The 19,548-nt window shown below is 67.1% G+C and carries 20 protein-coding genes; 6 read left to right on the top strand and 14 right to left on the bottom strand.

All coding sequences use genetic code 11. The features are described from left to right. Positions 1-12 precede the first annotated feature (12 nt). From proB to ACGFZ3_RS12220, 10 genes are all read right to left on the bottom strand, one after another. Complete coding sequence (gene proB, locus ACGFZ3_RS12265; protein ID WP_392921279.1) at positions 13-1,164, bottom strand: glutamate 5-kinase; 1,152 nt, start codon at positions 1,162-1,164, stop codon at positions 13-15. A gap of 13 nt (positions 1,165-1,177) precedes the next feature. Then, positions 1,178-1,438, bottom strand: coding sequence for a YciI family protein (locus ACGFZ3_RS12260; protein ID WP_392921276.1), 261 nt, complete (start codon positions 1,436-1,438; stop codon positions 1,178-1,180). Next, on the bottom strand, positions 1,435-2,733 hold the full coding sequence (argH, locus tag ACGFZ3_RS12255; RefSeq protein WP_392921273.1) for an argininosuccinate lyase: 1,299 nt from the start codon (positions 2,731-2,733) through the stop codon (positions 1,435-1,437). The genes ACGFZ3_RS12260 and argH overlap by 4 nt, the downstream gene beginning before the upstream one ends. Positions 2,734-2,745: 12 nt before the next feature. Then, entirely contained in the window at positions 2,746-3,702 is a 957-nt protein-coding gene (gene argC / locus ACGFZ3_RS12250; RefSeq protein WP_392921270.1) for an N-acetyl-gamma-glutamyl-phosphate reductase, read from the bottom strand. Beyond that, entirely contained in the window at positions 3,699-4,298 is a 600-nt protein-coding gene (locus ACGFZ3_RS12245; RefSeq protein WP_392921267.1) for a GNAT family N-acetyltransferase, read from the bottom strand. The genes argC and ACGFZ3_RS12245 overlap by 4 nt, the downstream gene beginning before the upstream one ends. A 3-nt stretch (positions 4,299-4,301) precedes the next feature. Beyond that, entirely contained in the window at positions 4,302-5,630 is a 1,329-nt protein-coding gene (locus ACGFZ3_RS12240; RefSeq protein WP_068853209.1) for an acetylglutamate kinase, read from the bottom strand. Positions 5,631-5,703: 73 nt separating this feature from the next. Then, a complete protein-coding gene (locus ACGFZ3_RS12235; RefSeq protein WP_392921264.1) occupies positions 5,704-6,792 on the bottom strand; it encodes an acetylornithine deacetylase in 1,089 nt (362 codons plus the stop codon). Between the two features lie 9 nt (positions 6,793-6,801). After that, positions 6,802-7,995, bottom strand: coding sequence for an argininosuccinate synthase (locus ACGFZ3_RS12230; RefSeq protein WP_392921261.1), 1,194 nt, complete (start codon positions 7,993-7,995; stop codon positions 6,802-6,804). Between the two features lie 51 nt (positions 7,996-8,046). Beyond that, the gene (locus tag ACGFZ3_RS12225) at positions 8,047-9,057 is read right to left on the bottom strand and encodes an N-acetylornithine carbamoyltransferase (protein ID WP_392921258.1); all 1,011 of its coding nucleotides are present in this window, start codon (positions 9,055-9,057) and stop codon (positions 8,047-8,049) included. A 317-nt stretch (positions 9,058-9,374) separates the two neighbouring features. Beyond that, a complete protein-coding gene (locus ACGFZ3_RS12220; protein ID WP_392921255.1) occupies positions 9,375-9,935 on the bottom strand; it encodes a hypothetical protein in 561 nt (186 codons plus the stop codon). A 207-nt stretch (positions 9,936-10,142) separates the two neighbouring features. On the opposite strand from ACGFZ3_RS12220, the gene cysS reads away from it, so the two are divergent. From cysS to ACGFZ3_RS12205, 3 genes are all read left to right on the top strand, one after another. Then, the gene (gene cysS / locus ACGFZ3_RS12215) at positions 10,143-11,513 is read left to right on the top strand and encodes a cysteine--tRNA ligase (RefSeq protein WP_392921252.1); all 1,371 of its coding nucleotides are present in this window, start codon (positions 10,143-10,145) and stop codon (positions 11,511-11,513) included. Between the two features lie 73 nt (positions 11,514-11,586). Next, positions 11,587-12,030 (top strand): SufE family protein, encoded by a 444-nt coding sequence (locus ACGFZ3_RS12210; protein ID WP_392922009.1) that lies wholly within the window; start codon positions 11,587-11,589, stop codon positions 12,028-12,030. Continuing rightward, positions 12,027-13,280 carry an MFS transporter gene (locus tag ACGFZ3_RS12205; protein ID WP_392921249.1) on the top strand — a complete coding sequence of 418 codons (1,254 nt, stop codon included), beginning with the start codon at positions 12,027-12,029 and terminating at the stop codon, positions 13,278-13,280. Before ACGFZ3_RS12210 ends, ACGFZ3_RS12205 begins: the two co-directional genes overlap by 4 nt. A 63-nt stretch (positions 13,281-13,343) precedes the next feature. Here ACGFZ3_RS12205 and dksA read toward each other — a convergent pair whose 3' ends face one another. Next, positions 13,344-14,528: an RNA polymerase-binding protein DksA gene (gene dksA, locus ACGFZ3_RS12200; RefSeq protein ID WP_392921246.1), complete on the bottom strand. Its 1,185-nt coding sequence runs from the start codon at positions 14,526-14,528 to the stop codon at positions 13,344-13,346. A gap of 271 nt (positions 14,529-14,799) precedes the next feature. Between dksA and yidD the strand changes: the two genes are divergently transcribed. Genes yidD through ACGFZ3_RS12185 form a run of 3 tightly spaced genes read left to right on the top strand, consistent with a single transcriptional unit; the run spans position 14,800 to position 17,247 of the window. Next, entirely contained in the window at positions 14,800-15,054 is a 255-nt protein-coding gene (gene yidD / locus ACGFZ3_RS12195; protein ID WP_392921243.1) for a membrane protein insertion efficiency factor YidD, read from the top strand. A gap of 1 nt (position 15,055) precedes the next feature. Continuing rightward, positions 15,056-16,402 carry a dihydroorotase gene (locus tag ACGFZ3_RS12190; protein ID WP_392921239.1) on the top strand — a complete coding sequence of 449 codons (1,347 nt, stop codon included), beginning with the start codon at positions 15,056-15,058 and terminating at the stop codon, positions 16,400-16,402. After that, positions 16,402-17,247 carry a M23 family metallopeptidase gene (locus tag ACGFZ3_RS12185; RefSeq protein WP_392921236.1) on the top strand — a complete coding sequence of 282 codons (846 nt, stop codon included), beginning with the start codon at positions 16,402-16,404 and terminating at the stop codon, positions 17,245-17,247. Before ACGFZ3_RS12190 ends, ACGFZ3_RS12185 begins: the two co-directional genes overlap by 1 nt. Positions 17,248-17,325: 78 nt before the next feature. Here ACGFZ3_RS12185 and ACGFZ3_RS12180 read toward each other — a convergent pair whose 3' ends face one another. The 3 genes from ACGFZ3_RS12180 to ubiG form a co-directional block, all read right to left on the bottom strand. After that, positions 17,326-18,033, bottom strand: a complete 708-nt coding sequence (locus ACGFZ3_RS12180) for a squalene/phytoene synthase family protein (protein ID WP_392921233.1) — start codon at positions 18,031-18,033, stop codon at positions 17,326-17,328. Between the two features lie 97 nt (positions 18,034-18,130). Beyond that, the gene (locus ACGFZ3_RS12175) at positions 18,131-18,811 is read right to left on the bottom strand and encodes a phosphoglycolate phosphatase (protein ID WP_392921230.1); all 681 of its coding nucleotides are present in this window, start codon (positions 18,809-18,811) and stop codon (positions 18,131-18,133) included. Continuing rightward, entirely contained in the window at positions 18,804-19,535 is a 732-nt protein-coding gene (ubiG, locus tag ACGFZ3_RS12170) for a bifunctional 2-polyprenyl-6-hydroxyphenol methylase/3-demethylubiquinol 3-O-methyltransferase UbiG (RefSeq protein WP_392921227.1), read from the bottom strand. Before ubiG ends, ACGFZ3_RS12175 begins: the two co-directional genes overlap by 8 nt. Positions 19,536-19,548: the final 13 nt, after the last annotated feature.

Here is a 19,548-nt window from a genome sequence, read left to right as displayed (position 1 = left end):
TCTCTCGTCTCCTCACACCAACACCAGATCATCCCGGTGAATCACATTGCCACCGTAGTTGTAGCCCAACACGCTTTCAATGTCGCGCGAATGCCGCCCGGCCACGCGGCGGATGTCGTTCGCCGAGTACTGGCTCACGCCCCGCGCCAACGTCACCTCACCGCTGTCGGTACGCAACCGCACCTGCACCATGTCGCCGCGGCGGAAATCGCCTTCGGCAGCGGTCACCCCGCCGGGCAGCAGCGAGGCGCCCTTCTCGCGCAGCGCGATGGCGGCACCTGCATCCACCACGATGGCGCCTGCTTCCAGCGGCGCGTGCCGCAGCCAATACTTGCGCGCGGCTTCACGGGTCTGCCCGGCATGGATGCGGGTACCGAACAACCTGCCCTGCGCCAATGCGCGCACCACATCGCCATCGCGGCCGTTGAACAGGCAGGTATCGATGCCGACGCGGCCGGCCTTGGCCGCCGCTTCCAGCTTGGTGTGCATACCGCCGGTGCCGGCACCACTGCCGGCGCCGCCTGCCATGGCAAGCACTTCCAGGGTGAGTTCGGGTACGTCATGGATCGGCCGCGCCTGCGGATCGCGGCGTGGGTCGGCGCTGTACAGGCCGTCGATGTCGGTGGCGATGAACAGGATGTCGGCGTCGATCAACGCCGCTACGGTGGCGGCCAGGTTGTCGTTGTCGCCCAGCTTGAGCTCGTCCACCGACACGGTGTCGTTCTCGTTCACCACCGGCAGCGCACCCAGCCGCAGCAGTTCGTTGAGCGTGGCGCGGGCATTGAGGTAGCGGCGACGGTTGCGCAGGTCGTCGTGGGTGAGCAGCACCTGCGCCACCGGGCGTTCGAAGAAGCGCTGCCACAGGCCGATCAGCTGCGCCTGGCCGAGCGCGGCCAAGGCCTGGCGCGCGGCCATGGCGGCGCCGGCCTCGATCGCGCGCGGCACGATCGCACGGCCTGCAGCCACCGCGCCGGAGGACACGATCACCACTTCGCGCCCCGCCAGCACGTGCGCCGAGACGAACTGCGCCAGCCCCAGTGCATGCCGGGGCGAGAGGCCACCACCGTCGGCCGCCAGCAGGCTGCTGCCGACCTTGAGCACGGCCCGCTTCCAGCCCGGTACAGGCTGTTCGGGGAACGGGGACTGCACGCGGGTCGGGCTCATCGCAGGGGTTGCCTCAGCGGGTGGACCATTCGTGGACGGTGGCGGTGGCGCTGCCCTGGGTGATCAGCGGATCCACATCGACGATGGCCTGTGCGGCGGCGCGGTCGGCCACGTTGTGCAGCACGTAGGCGCCGCCGGTCTTGTCGGTGAAGCCGCCGGTGATCAGCAGCTGATCGCGCGCGCGGATCTCATCGAGGAAGCGGACGTGTTCGGCCCCCACCTCGTCGCGGAAATCCGGAGTGCGGGTGACCAGTACGAGATAGCAGATCTTCATGGCAGCAGCGCCGCCCAGCGCGCGCGCAGCTCATCCAGCCGCAGGTCGGCGGCCGCGCCGGGCGACACGCGCGCGGCCAGGCTGCCTTCGGGCGTACGCCCCTGCCCGGCAGTGTCCGACGCCGCGGCCGCTGCCTTGTAGGCCTCGCGGAACGGGACGCCGGCCACGGCCGCTTCCACGGCCACGTCGGTGGCGTACATGCCCGAATCGATGGCAACGCGCAGCTTGTCTTCGCGCCATTCCAGGTTGGCCAGCAATGCCGGCAGCAGTTCGAGGGCGGCCAGGCCACGGCCGAAGCCGTGGAAGATGGCCCCCTTGCTGCCCTGCAGGTCGCGGTGGTAACCGGACGGCAGCGACAGCAGCTGCTCGATCTCGGTACGCGCGGCGGCCACGCTGGCGTGGGTGGCGCGCATCAGTTCGATCACGTCCGGGTTGCGCTTGTTGGGCATGATGGAGCTGCCGGTGGTGTATTGCGCCGGCAGCGCGACGAACCCGTACTCACCGCTGGTGAACAGCGACAGATCCCAGGCCAGGCGACGCAGGTCCAGGGTGGCACCGCCAAGCGCCTCCAGCGCCGCCAGTTCGAACTTGCCGCGCGACAGCTGGGCGTAGATCGGCGAGATCTGCATGCGCGCAAAGCCCAGCGCCTGTGTAGTGTGGGCGCGGTCCAGCCGCAGGTTCACGCCGTAACCAGCCGCGGTACCCAACGGATTGGCGTCCACCAGCGCGAAGGTGTCGTGCGCGCGCACGGCATTGTCGATGAAGGCTTCGGCCCAGCCGGCCCACCACATACCCGCCGAGGACACCACGGCGCGCTGGATGTGGGTGTAGCCCGGCACCGGCAGGTCCTTCTCCGCTTCAGCGCGGTCCAGAGCGACCTTGGCCACTTCGCGGCTCAGCGCGGAGACCTGCAGCAGCTTGTCCTTCAGCCACAGCCGGGTGGCGACCAGGATCTGGTCGTTGCGGCTGCGGCCGGTGTGGATCTTGCGGCCGGCATCGCCCAGCCGTTCGGTCAGGCGCGCTTCGATCGCCGAATGACAATCCTCGAAGCGCTCGTCGAGCACGAACGCACCGCTGCGGAAATCGCCGGCCAGCACATCCAGCTCACGCTGCAGGTCCGTGCGCTCGCTGGCGCTGAGAATGCCGATGTTCTCCAGGCCCTGTGCGTGCGCCTTGCTGGCCTGCACATCGTAGAGGAAGAACTCGCGGTCGAGGATGACGTCATCGCCGGCAAGGAAGGTCTGGATCTTTGCATCCACCGCTACGCCGGGCTTCTGCCAGAGAAGGTCTGCCATGTCGTGCTCCAATCAGTGCGGAATCGAGGTCAGTTCATCCAGGCCCAAGGCCAGGTTGAGGTTCTGCATGGCCTGGGTGGCGGCGCCCTTGAGCAGGTTGTCCAAGGTGGCTACGACCACCACGCGCTTGCCGCCCGGGGCCACGTCAAAGCCACCGATCTGCACGCCATGGCGGCCGGCGATGCGGCTTACCCACGGTGCTTCGTCGAGGATCTCGATCAGCGGTTCGTCAGTGTAGAAGTGGCGGTAGGCGTCCACGATCCGCTCGCGGGCCAGCGGCTGCTGCAGCCACAGGTTCACGGTCATGGTGATGCCACGGAAATGCGGGGCCACGTGCGGCATGAACTCCACCGGCACGCGCAGGTGCGCGGTGACTTCGCGCTCGTGCACGTGGTTGGTGAGCGCGTACGGCATCAGGTTGTCGCGCAGCAGTTCGGGGTTGTTCTTGTCCGATGGTGTGGTACCGGCGCCGGAAAAACCGGACACGCCAAAACATTGCGGCGGGCCAGCCAGCTGGTCCAGCAGCGGGCTGATCGCCAGCTGCATGGCGGTGGCGTAACAGCCCGGGTTGCTGATGTGCTTCTGGCCGGTGTAATCACCCCGGGTCAGCTCGGGCAGCCCGTAATACCAGCTGCCTTCGAAGCGATGGTCGGCCGACAGATCGACAATCACGGTGTCCGGGCGCGCGGCATCCAGCGCGGTCACGAACGGAGCCGACAGGTTGTTGGGCAGGGCCAGGATCACCGCGTCCACACCCTTGGCAGCCACGGCGTCGGCATCGAGGTTTTCGAAGGCCAGGTCGCCGGCGATCCCGGGATAGGTATCGGCCACGCGCTGCCCGGCCAGCTCGCGCGAGGACACGAAGCCCAGCACCAGCTGCGGGTGCGCGGCGATCAGCTTGACCAGCTCGGCGCCGGTATGGCCGCGGGCACCAACGATACCGACGGTAAAGATCTTGGAAGTGCTCATGCGTGTGCGTCCAGGCGGTCCTGCAGGGCGTGCTTCACGCCCTGCCATTCCGAATCGATGATGGAGAAGACAATCGTGTCGCGCGGGCTGCCGTCGGGGTGGCGCTTGTGGTTGCGCAGCACGCCTTCCTGGGTGGCCCCCAGGCGGGCGATGGCCGCGCGCGAGGCGGCGTTGTGCGAGCTGGTTTCAAACGCCACGCTGATGCACTCCAGGCGCTCGAAGGCATGGGTGAGCAGCATCAGCTTGGCTTCGGTGTTCACCCCGGTGCGCTGCGCGTGCGGGCCGTACCAGGTGTAGCCGATGCTCAGGCGCGGCACCTCTTCTTCCAGCGCGTAGTACCGGGTGCTGCCGACTACGTTGCCGTCGGCATCGAGCACCGCGAACGGCAGCGCCTTGCCGGCGGCCTGGTCATGCAGCGCGGCCTGCACATAGGCCGTCATGGTCTTGGCGCTGGGCACCTGCGCGTACCACAGCGCGGACAGCGACCCGTCGCCCAGCGCGCCGCGCAGGCCGTCGATGTGCGCCATCTGCAGCGGTTCCAGCCGCGCATGCCGGCCGTCCAGCGTAGGGACCTTGGTCCAGTCGGCATGGTTCATGGGTCAGCCCTCCAGGCTCGGGGTGCGCTTGGCGCAATGGTCCACGTAGGTGCGGATGCGGTCGAAGCCATCGGCACCGAACCAGAACACTTTCCAATGGTCCTGCTTGTAGCAGCCATCGGATTCGGCGTAGTAGAAATGATTGATCGGGTTGCCGTGGCGCGAGCGCCAGAACAGCTGCGGGGTTTCGTCCAGCATCACGTTCCACACCGCGCGGCCCAGGCCTTCGCCCTGCGCGTCATCGAGCACGGCGAACTTGTCCAGGTACACGCCTTCGGCTTCGTCGGTGAGGATCACTGCGGCGCGGTAGTTCTCGCTGACGTAGGCGCGCAGCAGGCGGGTCTTGTCGAAATAGTCCGGCACGAGCGTGCGGCCGAAGCTGGACTCGATCAGGCCCTTCAGGCGCGGCAGGTCCAGTTCGCTCCAGGCGGTGGCGCGCAGTACTTTCTCGCCCTTGCGCACCAGCGTGCCCGACCCTTTGTGGGTGAACAGTTCCTTGGCAAGGTCGGCCGGCCGGGTGATCGACACCGACGACTCCAGCGGCAGCCGGTCCAGCAGGTCCTTGATCTGTTCGATCTTGACCCGCATGCCGCCATGGATCCACGGCTGTTGCATCAGCTGGTCGTACTCGGTGGACAGGTTGATCGAGTCGATCACCCTGCCCTCTTCGTCGAGCAGGCCACCGGTACCGGTGAGGAAGATGATCTTGTAGGGCTGCAGCTCCTGCACGAGCTCGTTGGCAGCGAAATCGGCGTTGACGTTGAGGATCTGGCCGCAGCGGGTTTCGCCCAGGCTGGTGATCACCGGAATGGAACCAGCGCGCAGGCTGGCTTCGATCGGGGCCAGGTTGACCTTCTTCACTTCGCCGACCAGGCCGTATGTGTCCTGGTCCAGGTACTCGGCTTCAAACACGCCCCCGGTGATCGAGGTGGCACGCGCTCCGTTCTGCTGCAGCGCTTCAACCAGCTGCAGATTGGAGGCCTGGAACACCCGGCGCACGATGGCCAGGCCTTCAGGCGACGTCACGCGCAGGCCGTTGACGGTCTGCTTGACGATGCCGGCCGCCGACAGTTCCGCGTCCAGCTGCGGACCGGCACCGTGCAGCACGATCGGAGTGAGTCCGACTTCCTGCAGGAACGACAGCGAGGAGGTCAGTGCGTCGAGGTCATCGCGCAGCACGGCACCGCCGACCTTCACCACGGCGAAGCGCTTGGCATCCACCTGTGAAAAGCGCTTGAGGTACTGGCTGATCTCCTTCGCGCTGGCCATGCTGGAAAGCAGGCGCACGATGGTCTGGCGGGTCTGGCGGTGGGGCTGGAGGGAAGAAGGCATTTCAGTATCGTCACGGGCGGCCGTGGCCGCGGTGGGAGATCCGTCAGTGGTGGGCCACGACGGCGTCATTCGGTCAGGCGCCGGCACTGATGATGCGGTGCACGGCATCGGTGTAACGCTGCAGCTGCTCCAGCGTCACGAACTCGTCGGCGGTGTGGGCCTGCGCGATGTCGCCCGGCCCATACACCAGGGTGGTGTAGCCACCGGCCGAGAACAGCGAGGCTTCGGTCCAGAAATCCACGGCGTTGCCGATCGGCAGGTCCAGTGCATCGGCCACGTCACGTGCCGCCAGGCGGCGATTTTCCGCCTCGGCGATGTCGCCGGCCGGCAGGCTGGGACCGCGGAACGTTTCGGTGAACAGCGCCGCTTCCGGTTCGGCAAAACCTGCAAAGGTGGCCAGCAGCGCGTCGATGTCCATCGACGGCAGCGGGCGGAAGCCGAAGCGCAGCTCGGCGGCGGGGGCGATCATGTTGGCCTTGATGCCGCCCTCCACGCGACCGATGTTGAAACGCAGCCCGGTCAGACCGCCGAAGCGGGCATGCGCCAGCGAGTCCACATGGTCCAGCGCGCGGTTGCCCCAGCGCATGGCCTGGTGCAGGGCGCTGGCCGCCGCATCCTGCCTGCCCGACGCGTGCCCGGCGCGACCGGCGAAGTTCATCAGCACGGAACTGATGCCCCGGTGCGCCAGCACCGCTTCGCTCATGGTCGGTTCGGCCACCAGCACGGCTTCATACGGAATGCCACGGGCCAGGAACGCGGCGATGCAGCGCGGATCGTTGGCTTCTTCATCGCTGGAGAACAGGAACGCGGCATCACCGGTGCTGGCATTGGCCGCAGCCACCAGTGCGGCGGCCGCGCCCTTGATGTCGCACACGCCGAGCCCGATCACCCGGTCATCGGTACGCCGCATCACGTGCGGGTCTGCGCTCCAATGCGGGGAATCGGGCACGGTGTCCAGGTGCACGTTGAACAGATAGCGCGGCGTGCCGCGCACCGCATACAGGCTGACCGCGCCATCGCCATGGTCGATCACCTCCACGGTGAACCCGGGCAGGTTCGCGCGCAGGTAATCGAAGATGCCACCCGTGGTGATCGCACGCGGCGGGTTGCGGGTGTCAAAGGACACCAACGCCTGCAGGTGGTTGAGCGTCTGTTCCAACATGCCCGGCCCTCAGCGGTTTACTTGCGCGTACAGCGTGGAGCTCATGCCGAAGAGCTTGATGAATCCTTCCGCCTCTTCCACGCCCCAATCCGCCGACTGCGCATAGGTCGCGCCCTTGGTGTTGAGCAGGTGCGGCGACTTCACCGCCACCGCATCGACGCGGCCGCCACGGGTTTCCAGCACCACTTCGCCGTTGACCTTGGCCTGCGAGGACTTCAGGAACGCTTCGATGTCGGTCTTGAGCGGGTCGTGGTAGAAGCCTTCGTACACCAGCTCCACCCACTTGCGCGCCACGTCCGGCTTGAAGCGGTTCTGCTGCTTGGTCAGCACCGCATCTTCCAGCGCGCGGTGCGCAGCCAGCAGCGAGACCAGGCCCGGGGCCTCGAACACAATGCGGCCCTTCAGGCCGATCACGGTGTCGCCGGTGTACACGCCACGCCCCACGCCATACGGCGCGAACAGCTTGTTGAGCTGGGCCAGGATCTGCTCGCCCGGCAGCGCCTTGCCGTTGAGTTCAACGGCTTCGCCTTCGACGAACTTCAAGGTGACGTTCAGCGCTTCGGCCGGCCACTCGCTGCGCGGTGCGCACCAGCCGCGGGCCCCCTCGCCCGGAGCTTCCCAGCGGTCGATCTCGCCGCCGGACATGGTCAGGCCCAGCAGGTTCTCATTGATGGTGTAGGCCTGCTGCTTGGCGCGCACGCCGAAGCCGCGCTCTTCCAGGTACTTCTGCTCGTAGGCGCGGGTCTGGGTGTGTTCCTTCTGGATTTCACGGATCGGCGCGACGATCTGGTAATCGCCCAGTGCTTTCACGGCCAGGTCGAAGCGGACCTGGTCATTGCCCATGCCGGTGCAGCCGTGGGCGATGATGTTGGTGCCCAGTTCGGCGGCGCGCTTGAGCGCGGCATCGACGATCAGGTAACGGTCGGACACCAGCAGCGGGTACTGGCCCTGGTAGCCTTCGCCGGCCCACACGAACGGCTTGACGAAACCGCTCCAGATGGCCGGGCCACCATCCACGGTGACATGGCTGGTGACACCCAGTTCGGCGGCGCGCTTTTCGATGAAATCACGTTCTTCGTCGTCCACGCCGCCGGTGTCGGCGAACACGGTGTGCACGTTGTAGCCGCGCTCCTGCAGGTAGGGCACGCAGAAGCTGGTGTCGAGTCCGCCGGAGAAGGCCAGGACGATGTCTTTCTTGCTCATGGGGGTCGGGTCCGAAGTGGGGTTGTAAGAAAAACGGGGTGGAACGCGCGATTACCGGCCAGCCAACGCCGACATGATGGCCTTCTGCACGTGCAGGCGGTTCTCGGCTTCGTTGATGGCGATGCACTGCGCCGAATCCATCACGCCATCGGTGGCCTTGACGTTGCGGCGCAGTGGCAGGCAGTGGCTGAACACGCCGTTGTTGGTCATGGCCATCTTGGCTTCGTCGACGATGAAGTGCTTGTACTGGTCGCGGATGGGCTTTTCCGGCTCCCAGTTGCCGAAGAACGGCAGCGCGCCCCAGCTCTTGGCGTACACCACGTCGGCGCCGCTGTAGGCACTGGCGATGTCGTGGCTGATCTTCAGCGAGCCGCCGTTCTCGGCCACGTTCTGCTCGGCCCAGCCCATGTAGCGGTCGTCGAGGATGTAGTCAGCGGTCGGGCACAGCAGGGTCACGTCCATGCCCATGCGGGTGGCGATGGTCAGCGCCGAGTTGGCCACGGCGGTATTGAGCGGCTTGGGGTGGTAGGTCCAGGTCAACACGTACTTCTTGCCGCGCAGGTCCTGGGTGCCGAAGTGTTCCTGCAACGCCATCACATGGGCCAGTTCCTGGCACGGGTGGGTGATGGTTTCCATGTTGATCACCGGGACCGGCGAGTACTTCGCGAACGCCTTGAGCACGATGTCCTCACGATCCTGCGCCCAGTCGATGAACTTCGGGAAGGCGCGCACGCCGATCAGGTCGACATAGCGGCCCAGCACCTTGGCCACTTCAGCGATGTGCTCTTCGGTGTCGCCATCCATCACGGTGCCGAGGTTGAACTCGATCGGCCATGCATCCTTGCCCGGCTGCAGCACGATCGCGTGACCACCCAGCTGGAAGGCGCCCAGCTCGAAGCTGGTGCGGGTGCGCATGGACGGATTGAAGAACACCAGGGCAATCGATTTGCCCTTGAGCTCGTCGCCCAGCTTGTTGCGCTTGAACAGCGCGGCCTGGGTCAGCAGGGCATCCAGGTCGGTACGGCTCCAGTCCTGGGTGTTGAGGAAGTGCTTCAGGGACATCGATCGATCCTTTGAGGCGGGTTTCAATGGAAGAAAGGGTACAAATGCAACTTTTCAAATCGTAGAAACGAAAAAACCCAGCGCGGGGGCTGGGTTTTCCGAACGGACAGCACGAAGCTCCGGTTACCCAGCGAAAATGTGGGGTTCCGGTCGGCGGGCACGCGACGTCATGCCCGTAGCCATACGGGCGGCGCTGGTGTCGTGCTGGAAGTCGGTGAGTTTCATGGCCGCCCATCTTTGCATGTGACGGGGGAAAGGCGCAAGCCTGAATCTCGATTCAGGCGGGCAGGTAGCCACTGTCAGTGGCTACACGAATCTCAGGGATTTGCGGTGCTGCCCTGCTCGGCGCCCATCCACGGGGTGATGGAGACGCGGATCTTGAGCCGGTTGCCGGGGTCTTCGGGCAGACGGGAGCGGTACTTGGTGCCCTTGTACACGTAGTCCACGTCGTAGGCGATGGGCCGGCGGAACTCGCGCCCGACCGGGATGATGCGGCAATCGCGGGTCAGCAGCGGGCCGTTGCTGGCCGCCGGGGCTTCCACCACCGGCGCCATGTCCTCGGTGCTGCCGTCTTCACGCTTGAAGATGGAGCGCACCGAATCCATGAAACGGCCGAAGCGGCCCTTCTCTTCCTGTGGCTCTTCACCGGTGACGTTGACCGGGGCCAGGGTCCGGGTGGATACCGGTTCGCAGTGTTCTTCGGTGCGGGTAGCCCGCAGGATCTGGAACACCGGCTCCACGTTGAGCACCTGCGCGTAGTCGAACTTCACGTTCTCAACGATCACCACCCGGTTACGGACCTCGGCATCCTGGGCACGCGCCATGAAGGCGGCGCTCCCCAGCAGGCAGGTCAGCGTCAGCAACGAAGCGGATTTCATTGGCAACAGGAAAGTGGACAAGACGGATAGTGTAGGGAGTGCGCGGCACAAGGGGCTGAACATTACCCTTCCGCGACGCATCTGCCCATACCGGACCGTGTCGATTGCGAAATCCGGGGTAACGGGGTCCGTTCCGGAGCCGGCGCTGGGGCTCGATGTGATCTAAAATCGAGGGCTTGCCCCTACCCGGCCCGGCCCTACGCCCCCATGACCCTGCGCCTGCACAACAACCTGACACGCCAGCTCGAACCGTTCACCCCGCTCGATCCGACCTGTCCGACCCTGTATGTGTGCGGCCCCACGGTCTACAACTATGTCCATATCGGCAACGCCCGGGGTCCGGTGGTGTTCGGGGTGCTGGCCGACCTGCTGCGGCGCCGCTTCGGCGGGCTGCGCTACGCCCGCAACATCACCGACGTGGACGACAAGATCAACACGGCCGCGCGCGAGCAGGGGGTGCCGATTTCGGCCATCACCGACCGCTTCGCCGCCGCCTACCGTGAAGACATGGCCGCGCTGGGCGTGCTGCCACCGGATATCGAGCCGGAAGCCACCGCGCATATCCCGCACATCGTCACCATGATCGAGCAGCTGATCGCGGCTGGCCACGCCTACGCGGCCGAGGGTCATGTGCTGTTTTCGGTGTCCTCCTACCCCGACTACGGCAAGCTCTCGCGCCGCGACCCGGACGAGATGCTGGCCGGGGCACGGGTGGATGTGGCCCCGTACAAGCGCGATCCGGGCGACTTCGTGCTGTGGAAGCCCTCCAGCGACGACCTGCCGGGCTGGGAATCGCCCTGGGGCCGGGGCCGGCCGGGTTGGCATATCGAGTGCTCGGCGATGGCGGCCGCCCACCTGGGCCCGACCATCGACATCCATGCCGGAGGCGTGGACCTGCAGTTCCCGCACCACGAGAACGAAATCGCGCAGAGCGAGTGCGCCCACGGCGGGCAGACCTTCGCGCGGTTCTGGCTGCACAACGGCATGCTCAACTTTGGCGGCGCCAAGATGAGCAAGTCGATCGGCAACATCGAGCGGGTCCACGATCTGGTCCGCCAGCACGCGCCGGAGGCGCTGCGGCTGGCGCTGCTGTCGGCTCATTACCGACAGCCGCTGGACTGGTCCGATGCGCTGATCGAGCAGTCGGTGCGTACCCTGGACCGGTTGTACGGCACCCTGCGCGACCTGGCCGACGTGGCTGCGACGCCGGCCATCCCGGCCGAGATCGAAGCCGCGCTGGACGACGACCTGAACACCCCGCAGGCACTGGCCGAGCTGGCTCGGCTGGGGGCGGAAGCGCGCCGCGCCGAACCGGCCGACAAGGCCCGCTGGAAATCGGCGTTGCTGGGCGCGGGCCGTGCGCTGGGACTGCTGCAGCAGGACCCGGCTGCGTGGTTTGGCACCAGCGGCGGCGACGCCGATGGTGACGCGCGCATCCAGGCGCTGATCGACGAGCGCGGGGCGGCCAAGCAGGCCCGCGACTTCGCCCGTTCCGATGCGATCCGCGACCAGCTGGCCGCAGAGGGCATCGTGCTGGAAGACACCGCGCAGGGCGTGCGCTGGTCGCGCAAGCGTTGAAAGGCCGCCCGACCAAGGGTCGGGCGTTACCGTCGGGTTGGCCCGACGTTCCGTGACAACTGTAGAGATGGCTGTGATCGATTCCCCGTTCCCGATTGAACCCACCGCTGCCGACGCGCAGGCCGCCATTGCCGAGGAATTCGCGTTCTTCGGCGACTGGTCCGAGCGTTACCAGTACCTGATCGACCTGGGTCGCAAGCTGCCGGTGTTTCCGGACGAGTGGAAAACCGAGGAGCACCGCCTGCTGGGCTGCCAGTCGATGGTGTGGATCGTGCCGGAAGGCAACGCCGCTACGCTGCGCTTCCATGCGATCAGTGATTCGGCCATCGTCTCGGGCCTGATCTACCTGGCGCTGCGCGTCTACTCCGGGCGTTCGGCGGCGGAGATCCTGGCCACCGAGCCGACCTACATCCAGGACATCGGGCTGTCCCGGCACCTGTCGCCGACCCGCAGCAACGGGGTGGCGGCGATGCTGGCCTTCATCCGCGAGACCGCACAGGCGCAGTCGGCGCCGTGAGTTCACCGGCCCCTTCCGAGACCGCCGACAGCGCGCTGGGCCTGCTCACGCGGCCGGGTTTTTCGCTGCTGCTGGCGTACCGCATCCTGGCGATGCTGTCCTACCAGATCGTGGCGGTCACGGTGGGCTGGCACATCTACGAAGTCACCCGCAACCCGTTCTCGCTGGGCCTGGTCGGGCTGGCCGAGGTGCTGCCGTTCTTCTGCGTGGCGCCGTTCGCGGGTTACCTGGTGGACCACCTGCCGCGCCGCCGGCTGGGCATGCTGGCGTGCAGCGGGCTGGTGCTCACGGCGGTGGTGCTGACGGCGGTTTCCGAAGGCTGGCTTCCGTTCCACGGGGTGTGGCCGATCTATGCCGCCGTGGCGATGACGGGCATGGTCCGCGCGTTCCTGTCGCCGATCTACAACGCGCTGTTCGCGCGGGTGCTGGAACGCCACCAGTTCGCGCGCGGCGCGGGGCTGGGCTCGGTGGTGTTCCAGGCGGGCATGGTGGTGGGCCCGGCGCTGGGCGGCGGGCTGGTGGCCTGGGGCGGCAAGAGCCTGTCCTACGGGGTGGCGGTGGCGGCGGCGCTGGGCGCACTGGGCTGCCTGGCAGCATTGCGGGTGTCCGAGCCGGTGCACACCGGGCCGGCGGCACCGATCTTCAGGAGCATCGCCGAGGGCGGCCGCTTCGTGCTGGGCAACCGGATCATGGTCGGCGCGATGGCGCTGGACATGTTCTCGGTGCTGTTGGGCGGAGTGGTGGCAATGCTGCCGGCATTCCTGCACGAGATCCTGCACCACGGGCCGGAAGGCCTGGGCATCCTGCGCGCGGCACCCGCATTGGGCTCGGTGTGCGTGGGGCTGTGGCTGGCCCGCCGGCCGCTGCAGCGCCATGCGGGCCGGGTGCTGTTGCTCGCGGTGGCCGGGTTCGGGCTGTGCGTGATCGGCTTCGGGCTCTCGCACAGCTTCTGGCTGTCGGCGGTGATCCTGCTGTTCTACGGGGCCTTCGACGGGGTGTCGGTGGTGATCCGTTCGACCATCCTGCAGCTGGCCACGCCAGAAGAAATGCGCGGGCGGGTGTCATCGATCAACGGCATTTTCATCAGCTCGTCGAACGAACTGGGCGCATTCTATGCGGGCACGATGGCCAAGCTGCTGGGCCTGGTGCCGGCGGTAGTGCTGGGCGGGTTCGCGGTGTTGAGCGTTGCCGGTATTACCGCCTGGAAGAACCCTACCCTGCGCCGGTTGAATCTGCGGGATCTGCAATAACTGAAGGCAACAAAAAACCCGGCCGAAGCCGGGTTTTCTGATTGCATCAACAACGACCGGAAATCAGTCGCCCTGCTGCTTCTGCAGGTGCTCCCAACGCTCCTGGGCGTCGATGGTGCGTTCGGCGGTCAGGCGCGCTTCGAGGCGGTCCAGGCCGATTTCTTCGCCGGTGTCCACGCAGAAGCCGTAGTCGCCGTCTTCAAGACGCTTGAGCGTGCTGTTGATCTTGCCGATCAGCTTGCGGTAACGGTCGCGGGTACGCAGTTCCAGCGAGTTTTCGGTCTCGCGGGTGGCGCGCTCGGCTTCGTCGCCGATGTCACGCACTTCTTCCTGCAGGTTGGCGATGGTCTGCTTGGATTCTTCGACCAGTTCATTGCGCCAATGCTGCAGGCGCTGGCGGAAATACTCCAGCTGCAGCGGGCTCATGTACTCCTCTTCCGCGCTCGGCTTGTAGCCGTCGGGAAGGATCGGACGACCCGTGGCTTCGTCGGTCTTGTACTCGACCACCTTCACCTTGGTCTTCGGGGCCGGGGCGGACGAGCGCGCTGCCACGGCAACGGCGACCTTGCCGATCGGACGCGACACGGGCTTGGGGGCGGATTCGGATTTCACGGGAGTTTTTGCAGGCGATTTCGAAACGGGCACGGGATTCTTGTTTTGCGGGGCTTTCGGCGCGGGGGCTGCCGCCACCGGCTTCGGCGCGGAGGCCGGAGCGGGAGCAGGCTTGGCCGCGGCCTTGGCCGGGACAGACTTGGCCGGCGCCGGCGGAGCCGGCTTCGGTGCGGACTTCACTACGGGTGCTGCAACCGGCTTGGCCGCCGGCTTGGCGGCCTTTACCGGCGTGGCCGGTGCAGGCTTGGCAACCGCTTTTTTCACCGGCGCAGTCTTGGCCACCGGTGTTACGGATTTCTTGGCCACGGGCTTGCTGGCGGGCGCGGCCTTTTTTGCCGGCGCCTTTGCGACGGGCTTTTTGGCCACGGCCTTCTTTACCGCCGGCTTGGGTGCCGGCTTGGCGGCGGCCTTTTTTACCTGAGGCTTGGCGACTGCCGCCTTTTTGGCAGGCGCCTTCTTGGCGGCCGCCTTCTTCACGGGTGCCGTCCTGGCCGCCGGTTGTCTGGATGCAGGCTTGCCCGCCGGCTTTGCGGCCGGTTTCTTGGCAACGGTCTTGGCCGCCAACTTCTTAGCAACAGGCTTGGCGGTTTTCTTGGCGGCCTTTACGGCCTTCTTTGCAGTTTTTTTAGCAGCCACGAAACGCTCTTCCTTGGTTTCCCCGGGGCCCGGGAAAGCGGGCCTTTATAGCCTACCCGACCAGCAGCAGCAACCACTCCGCCTACTCCGTTCAGCCGGAGAACACAGCGGCGTGTGGCCGCTCCCCCGCTTGGGCGGAACGACCTGCGCAGTTCGGAACCTGACCCGGCGATGGCGCCGGGGCGGCCCCGCCGCGCACCAGCGCGGACGGGTCCAACACCCCATCCTGCGACAAATGCGGCCTTCATGCCAACTGCTCTAAGATTGCGGGGTGATCTCCCACCTGCTCATTGCCCTGCTGCGCTTCTACAAGCGCTTCGTCAGCCCGCTGCTCGGACCGCGCTGCCGGTTCATGCCGAGCTGTTCTGAATACGCCATGCAGGCCATCGCCACGCATGGCCCCGCGCGTGGCAGCTGGCTGGCCGCGCGCCGGCTGGGGCGCTGCCATCCCTTCCATCCCGGTGGCGTGGACGAGGTGCCGCCGCGCACCGGGCACGCCGATTGCCGCTGCACAGGAAAACACTGAAATGCCCTCCACGCTCATCGTCAACGCCCGCATGGTCAACGAAGGCCGCATCTTCGACGGCGACCTGCGCATCGAGAACGGCCGCATCGCGCAGATCGGCACCGGCCTGCAGGCGCAGGCAGGCGACACGGTGGTCGATGCCGCCGGTCGCTGGCTGCTGCCCGGGATGATCGACGACCAGGTGCACTTCCGCGAACCCGGCCTGACCCACAAGGGCGACATCGCCACCGAATCGGCTGCTGCGGTGGCCGGCGGCCTGACCAGCTTCATGGACATGCCCAACACCAATCCGCCGACGCTGAACGCGGCGGCGCTGCAGGCCAAATACGACAGTGCCGCTGGTCGCGCGCGCGCCAACTACGGCTTCTACATGGGCGCCAGCAACGACAACCTGGAAGACATCAAGGCGGTGGATCCGAAAGCCTCGCCCGGCATCAAGGTGTTCATGGGCGCCTCCACCGGCAACATGCTGGTGGACAACCCGGACACGCTGGACGCGATCTTCAGGTTCGCGCCCACGCCGATCATCACGCACTGCGAAGACACGCCGATGATCGATGCCAAGGCGAAGGAATACGCCGAGAAGTACGGCGATGCGCTCAGCGCTGAACAGCACCCGGACATCCGCTCGCGCGAGGCCTGCCTGAAGTCGTCGAAGCTGGCGGTGGAACTGGCGAAGAAGCACGGCACCCGCCTGCACGTGCTGCACATCTCCACTGCCGACGAGCTGGCACTGTTCGAGAAGGGCCCGCTGATCCGCGCCGATGGCACCCGCAAGCAGATCACCGCCGAAACCTGCATCCACTTCCTGCGCTTTGACCGCACCGATTACGCGCGGCTGGGCAACCTGATCAAGTGCAACCCGGCAATCAAGGAAGTGAGCGACCGCGAGGCGCTGACGAAGGCCGTGGCCGACAACGTGATCGACGTGCTGGCGACCGACCACGCCCCGCACACCTGGGAAGAGAAGCAGAAGCCGTATGCGCAGGCACCCTCGGGCCTGCCGCTGGTGCAGTATGCGCTGGTGGCGGCGCTTGAGCTGGTGCACGAAGGCAAGCTGGAGATCACCCAGGTGGTGCAGAAGTTCGCGCACGCACCGGCGCAGCTGTTCGATGTAAGCCAGCGCGGTTACCTGCGCGAAGGCTACTGGGCCGACCTGGTGCTGGTGGAAGACGTACCGTTCACCGTGAAGCGCGAAGACGTGCTCTCCAAGTGCGCGTGGTCGCCGTTCGAGGGCATGACCTTCCGTTCGCGCGTGGCTTCGACCTGGGTCAACGGCCAGCTGGCCTGGGATGGCACGCAGCTGGTGGGCGCGCCGAATGGCCAGCGCATGAGCTACGACCGCTGATGCGGGCAACCATGTTGGGCCTGGGCCTGCTGGCCCTGGCCCCGATGGGCGCGATCGGCCTGCTGCCCTCGCCCGCCCAGGCCCAGGCCGACGCCCGCGTGGTGTTCCCGGCCAGCGCGTCGCAGGGTGCGATGGTGATCGGCAAGGTGCCGGCCGGCAGCGTGGTGCAGTACGCCGGCCGTACGTTGCGGGTGAGCGGCTACGGCAGCGTGGTGTTCGGGATCGGCCGCGATGAGAAGGGGCCGTTGCAGGTCCAGGTGCAGCGCCCCGATGGCGGCAGCGAAACGGTGAGCATCGCGGTGACCCCGCGTGACTGGCCGGTGGAGCGCGTCAACGGCGTGCCGCCCAAGACCGTGAACCCGCCGCCGGCGATTGCCGAGCGGATCAAACGCGAGCAGGCGCAGGTGACCGCGGCGCGCGCGCGCGATGATAACCGTGCCGATTTCGCCCAGGCGTTCGTCTGGCCGGTGCAGGGCCGCATCAGCGGCCGCTTCGGCAATGCGCGGGTGTACAACGGGCAGCCGGGTTCGGGGCATTCGGGAATGGATATCGCGGTGCCGACCGGCACCCCGGTGAAGGCACCGGCGGCCGGCGTGGTGACGTTTGCCGGGCCGGACCTGTACCTGACCGGCGGTACGTTGCTGCTGGATCACGGGTTCGGGATCAGTTCGAACTTCCTGCACCTGTCGCGGATCGACGTGAAGGTCGGCGACCGCGTCGAGCAGGGCCAGGTGATTGCCGCAGTCGGCGCGACCGGCCGTGCGACCGGTCCGCACCTGCATTGGGGCATGAACTGGTTCGACACACGCATCGACCCGCTGCTGGTGCTCGAACGCAACCGGTGAACGGGTACCGACCAACGGTCGGTACCTGCCGATGGACCGGGTTTGGTAGGTGCCGACCGTTGGTCGGCACTCGCCCGATCACCCCCGGGCCGCCCACCAGGTGCGCAACAGGGTGCGCAACGGGGTGGCCTTGAGCTCGCGGCCCTGCGACCAGGCCTGCTGGCGCGCGCGCGCCAGCGATGCATACAGGCGGCGCGGGCGCGGGCCGGCCACGCGGGCCGGCCACTGCCGCAGCAGTTGCTGCGCCCAGCGCTGCGTGGCATCGCCACTCTCCTCCGCCAGCAACGAACGCGGCACTGCGGCCACGCCCACTTCATGCAGGCGCTGGGCCAAGGTCTGCAGCACCACGGGAGTGGCCACATCGCCACGCACCGGGGTGGCGAACATCACCGCTTCCACCGCCGCCACGGCGGCACCGTAGGCCTGCAGGGCGCGTTGCGCCTGCGCCGGATCCACGGCCGTTGCGCGCGCTTCAATCAGGTCCGGCAACGCCGCGGCCAACTCGCCCCACGGCGCCCGCACCGGCTCCAGCACGCGGCCCAACGGATGGCGCGAACGCTGCGCGGCCCAGCTGCGCAGCTCCTCGCCCCACCACGCCAGCTTGGCGTCGGCCGGCATCGGGTCGCCGGCGATGTTGAGGATGTCGTCGAATTCCTGCAGCAGCGCGAACCACGCCAGCACCAGGGTGCGCTGGGACTGGGCGATGAACGGTTCGGCCACCTGCCATTCCGGCCAGCGGGTCCGCCATTTGTCGAGGAAGCTGTCGAGGGCGGTGGAGGTGGACATTGCGGATTCCTTGTGGAGCGCGTATCGACCAACGGCCGATACCTGCCTGTGTTGTCTGGCGCGCGGTTTGACCGGCGCCAGAGTGATACGGCCGGCGTTACCGGCGGGCTGCGGGCCAGGCGTCAGCGTGCTGGAGTGCTTCGGGTTGTTCGACCATTGCCTCGGCGCCCCAGGCCAGCGGGTCGTCGGCGTCCAGGCGGTAACCCCACAGCGCAGCAACCGAGGCCATGCCCGCGGCATTGGCGGCGACGATGTCGCGCTCGTCGTCGCCGACGTAGATGCAGGTGCCCGGGTCGATGCCCATGCGCTCGGCCGCGGCCAGCAGCGGCAACGGGTGCGGCTTGCGCTGGGCCAGGGTGTCGCCGCCGATCAGGACCGCGCAGCGGGTTTCCCAGCCCAGCTGCGGCAGGATCAGCCGCGCCAGGTATTCGGGCTTGTTGGTGACGATGCCCCAGGCACAGCCTGAAGCCTCCAACGCGTCGAGCATGCCGGCCACGCCATTGAACAGCACCGCGTGCTGGCCGATCAGCGCTTCGTAGCGATCCAGGAACTCCGGCACCAGCGCATCGCGTGCCTCCTGCCCCAGTTCGGGGAACGCCACGGCCACCATTGCCCGCGATCCTTTCGACACCACCGGGCGCAGCGCGTCCAGCGGGATCGGAGCGCGGTCGCGTGCGGCCAGCATGGCGTTGGCGGTGGCCAACATGTCAGGCGCGCTGTCGAGCAGCGTGCCATCCAGGTCGAACAGAACCGCTTGCGGGAAACCGGACTCAGCCACGGTCGCCAGTGTCAGGCTTCACCGCGTGGGCCAGGTAGTTGATGTCGGTGCGCGTGCTCAGCCGCGCGCGGTTGCGCCACGGTTCGTAGGCCATGCCACTGACATCGCGCAGGGTGAAATCGGCCTCGCGCAGCCACTTGCCCAACTCGGACGGCTTGATGAAATCCTGATAGTGGTGCGTGCCCTTGGGCAACAGGCGCGCGATGTATTCGGCACCGACAATGGCCACGGCAAATGCGGCCGGGGTGCGGTTGACCGTGGACAGGAACAGCTGGCCGCCGGGCTTGAGCAGGCGGTGGCAGGCGGCGATGATCGCGCCCGGGTCCGGCACGTGTTCCAGCATTTCCATGCAGGTCACCACATCGAAGCTGCCCGGCTGTTCGGCAGCCAGGTCTTCGGCAGCCTGCACGCGGTAGTCGACGGTGACGCCCGACTCCAGGCCATGCAGGCGGGCGACCTTGACCAGCTCCGGGGCCAGGTCGATGGCGGTCACGTCCGCGCCGGACTGGGCCAGGGCTTCGCTGAGCAGGCCACCGCCGCACCCGATGTCGAGCACGCGCGCACCGCGCAGCGTGACCCGGTCCGCAACGTACTTCAGGCGCACCGGGTTCAGCGCATGCAGCGGCTTCTGCGGGCCGTCAGCGTCCCACCAGCGGTTGGCGAGCGCGGCGAACTTGTCCAGTTCGGCCTGGTCGTAATTGGTGGAAGCGTGGGGGGCGTTCATGGTTGTCCTTTTC

It is taken from the genome of Stenotrophomonas sp. NPDC047960 (assembly GCF_043204395.1).
Taxonomy (GTDB): domain Bacteria; phylum Pseudomonadota; class Gammaproteobacteria; order Xanthomonadales; family Xanthomonadaceae; genus Stenotrophomonas.
This window is presented reverse-complemented; position numbering and strand designations above follow the sequence as displayed.

Bases quoted from the DNA above. Each gene is read 5' to 3' on its own strand.
- proB (WP_392921279.1), bottom strand. From the start codon at position 1,164: ATGAGCCCGACCCGCGTGCAGTCCCCGTTCCCCGAACAGCCTGTACCG.
- ACGFZ3_RS12260 (WP_392921276.1), bottom strand. From the start codon at position 1,438: ATGAAGATCTGCTATCTCGTACTGGTCACCCGCACTCCGGATTTCCGC.
- argH (WP_392921273.1), bottom strand. From the start codon at position 2,733: ATGGCAGACCTTCTCTGGCAGAAGCCCGGCGTAGCGGTGGATGCAAAG.
- argC (WP_392921270.1), bottom strand. From the start codon at position 3,702: ATGAGCACTTCCAAGATCTTTACCGTCGGTATCGTTGGTGCCCGCGGC.
- ACGFZ3_RS12245 (WP_392921267.1), bottom strand. From the start codon at position 4,298: ATGAACCATGCCGACTGGACCAAGGTCCCTACGCTGGACGGCCGGCAT.
- ACGFZ3_RS12240 (WP_068853209.1), bottom strand. From the start codon at position 5,630: ATGCCTTCTTCCCTCCAGCCCCACCGCCAGACCCGCCAGACCATCGTG.
- ACGFZ3_RS12235 (WP_392921264.1), bottom strand. From the start codon at position 6,792: ATGTTGGAACAGACGCTCAACCACCTGCAGGCGTTGGTGTCCTTTGAC.
- ACGFZ3_RS12230 (WP_392921261.1), bottom strand. From the start codon at position 7,995: ATGAGCAAGAAAGACATCGTCCTGGCCTTCTCCGGCGGACTCGACACC.
- ACGFZ3_RS12225 (WP_392921258.1), bottom strand. From the start codon at position 9,057: ATGTCCCTGAAGCACTTCCTCAACACCCAGGACTGGAGCCGTACCGAC.
- ACGFZ3_RS12220 (WP_392921255.1), bottom strand. From the start codon at position 9,935: ATGAAATCCGCTTCGTTGCTGACGCTGACCTGCCTGCTGGGGAGCGCC.
- cysS (WP_392921252.1), top strand. From the start codon at position 10,143: ATGACCCTGCGCCTGCACAACAACCTGACACGCCAGCTCGAACCGTTC.
- ACGFZ3_RS12190 (WP_392921239.1), top strand. From the start codon at position 15,056: ATGCCCTCCACGCTCATCGTCAACGCCCGCATGGTCAACGAAGGCCGC.
- ACGFZ3_RS12185 (WP_392921236.1), top strand. From the start codon at position 16,402: ATGCGGGCAACCATGTTGGGCCTGGGCCTGCTGGCCCTGGCCCCGATG.
- ACGFZ3_RS12180 (WP_392921233.1), bottom strand. From the start codon at position 18,033: ATGTCCACCTCCACCGCCCTCGACAGCTTCCTCGACAAATGGCGGACC.
- ubiG (WP_392921227.1), bottom strand. From the start codon at position 19,535: ATGAACGCCCCCCACGCTTCCACCAATTACGACCAGGCCGAACTGGAC.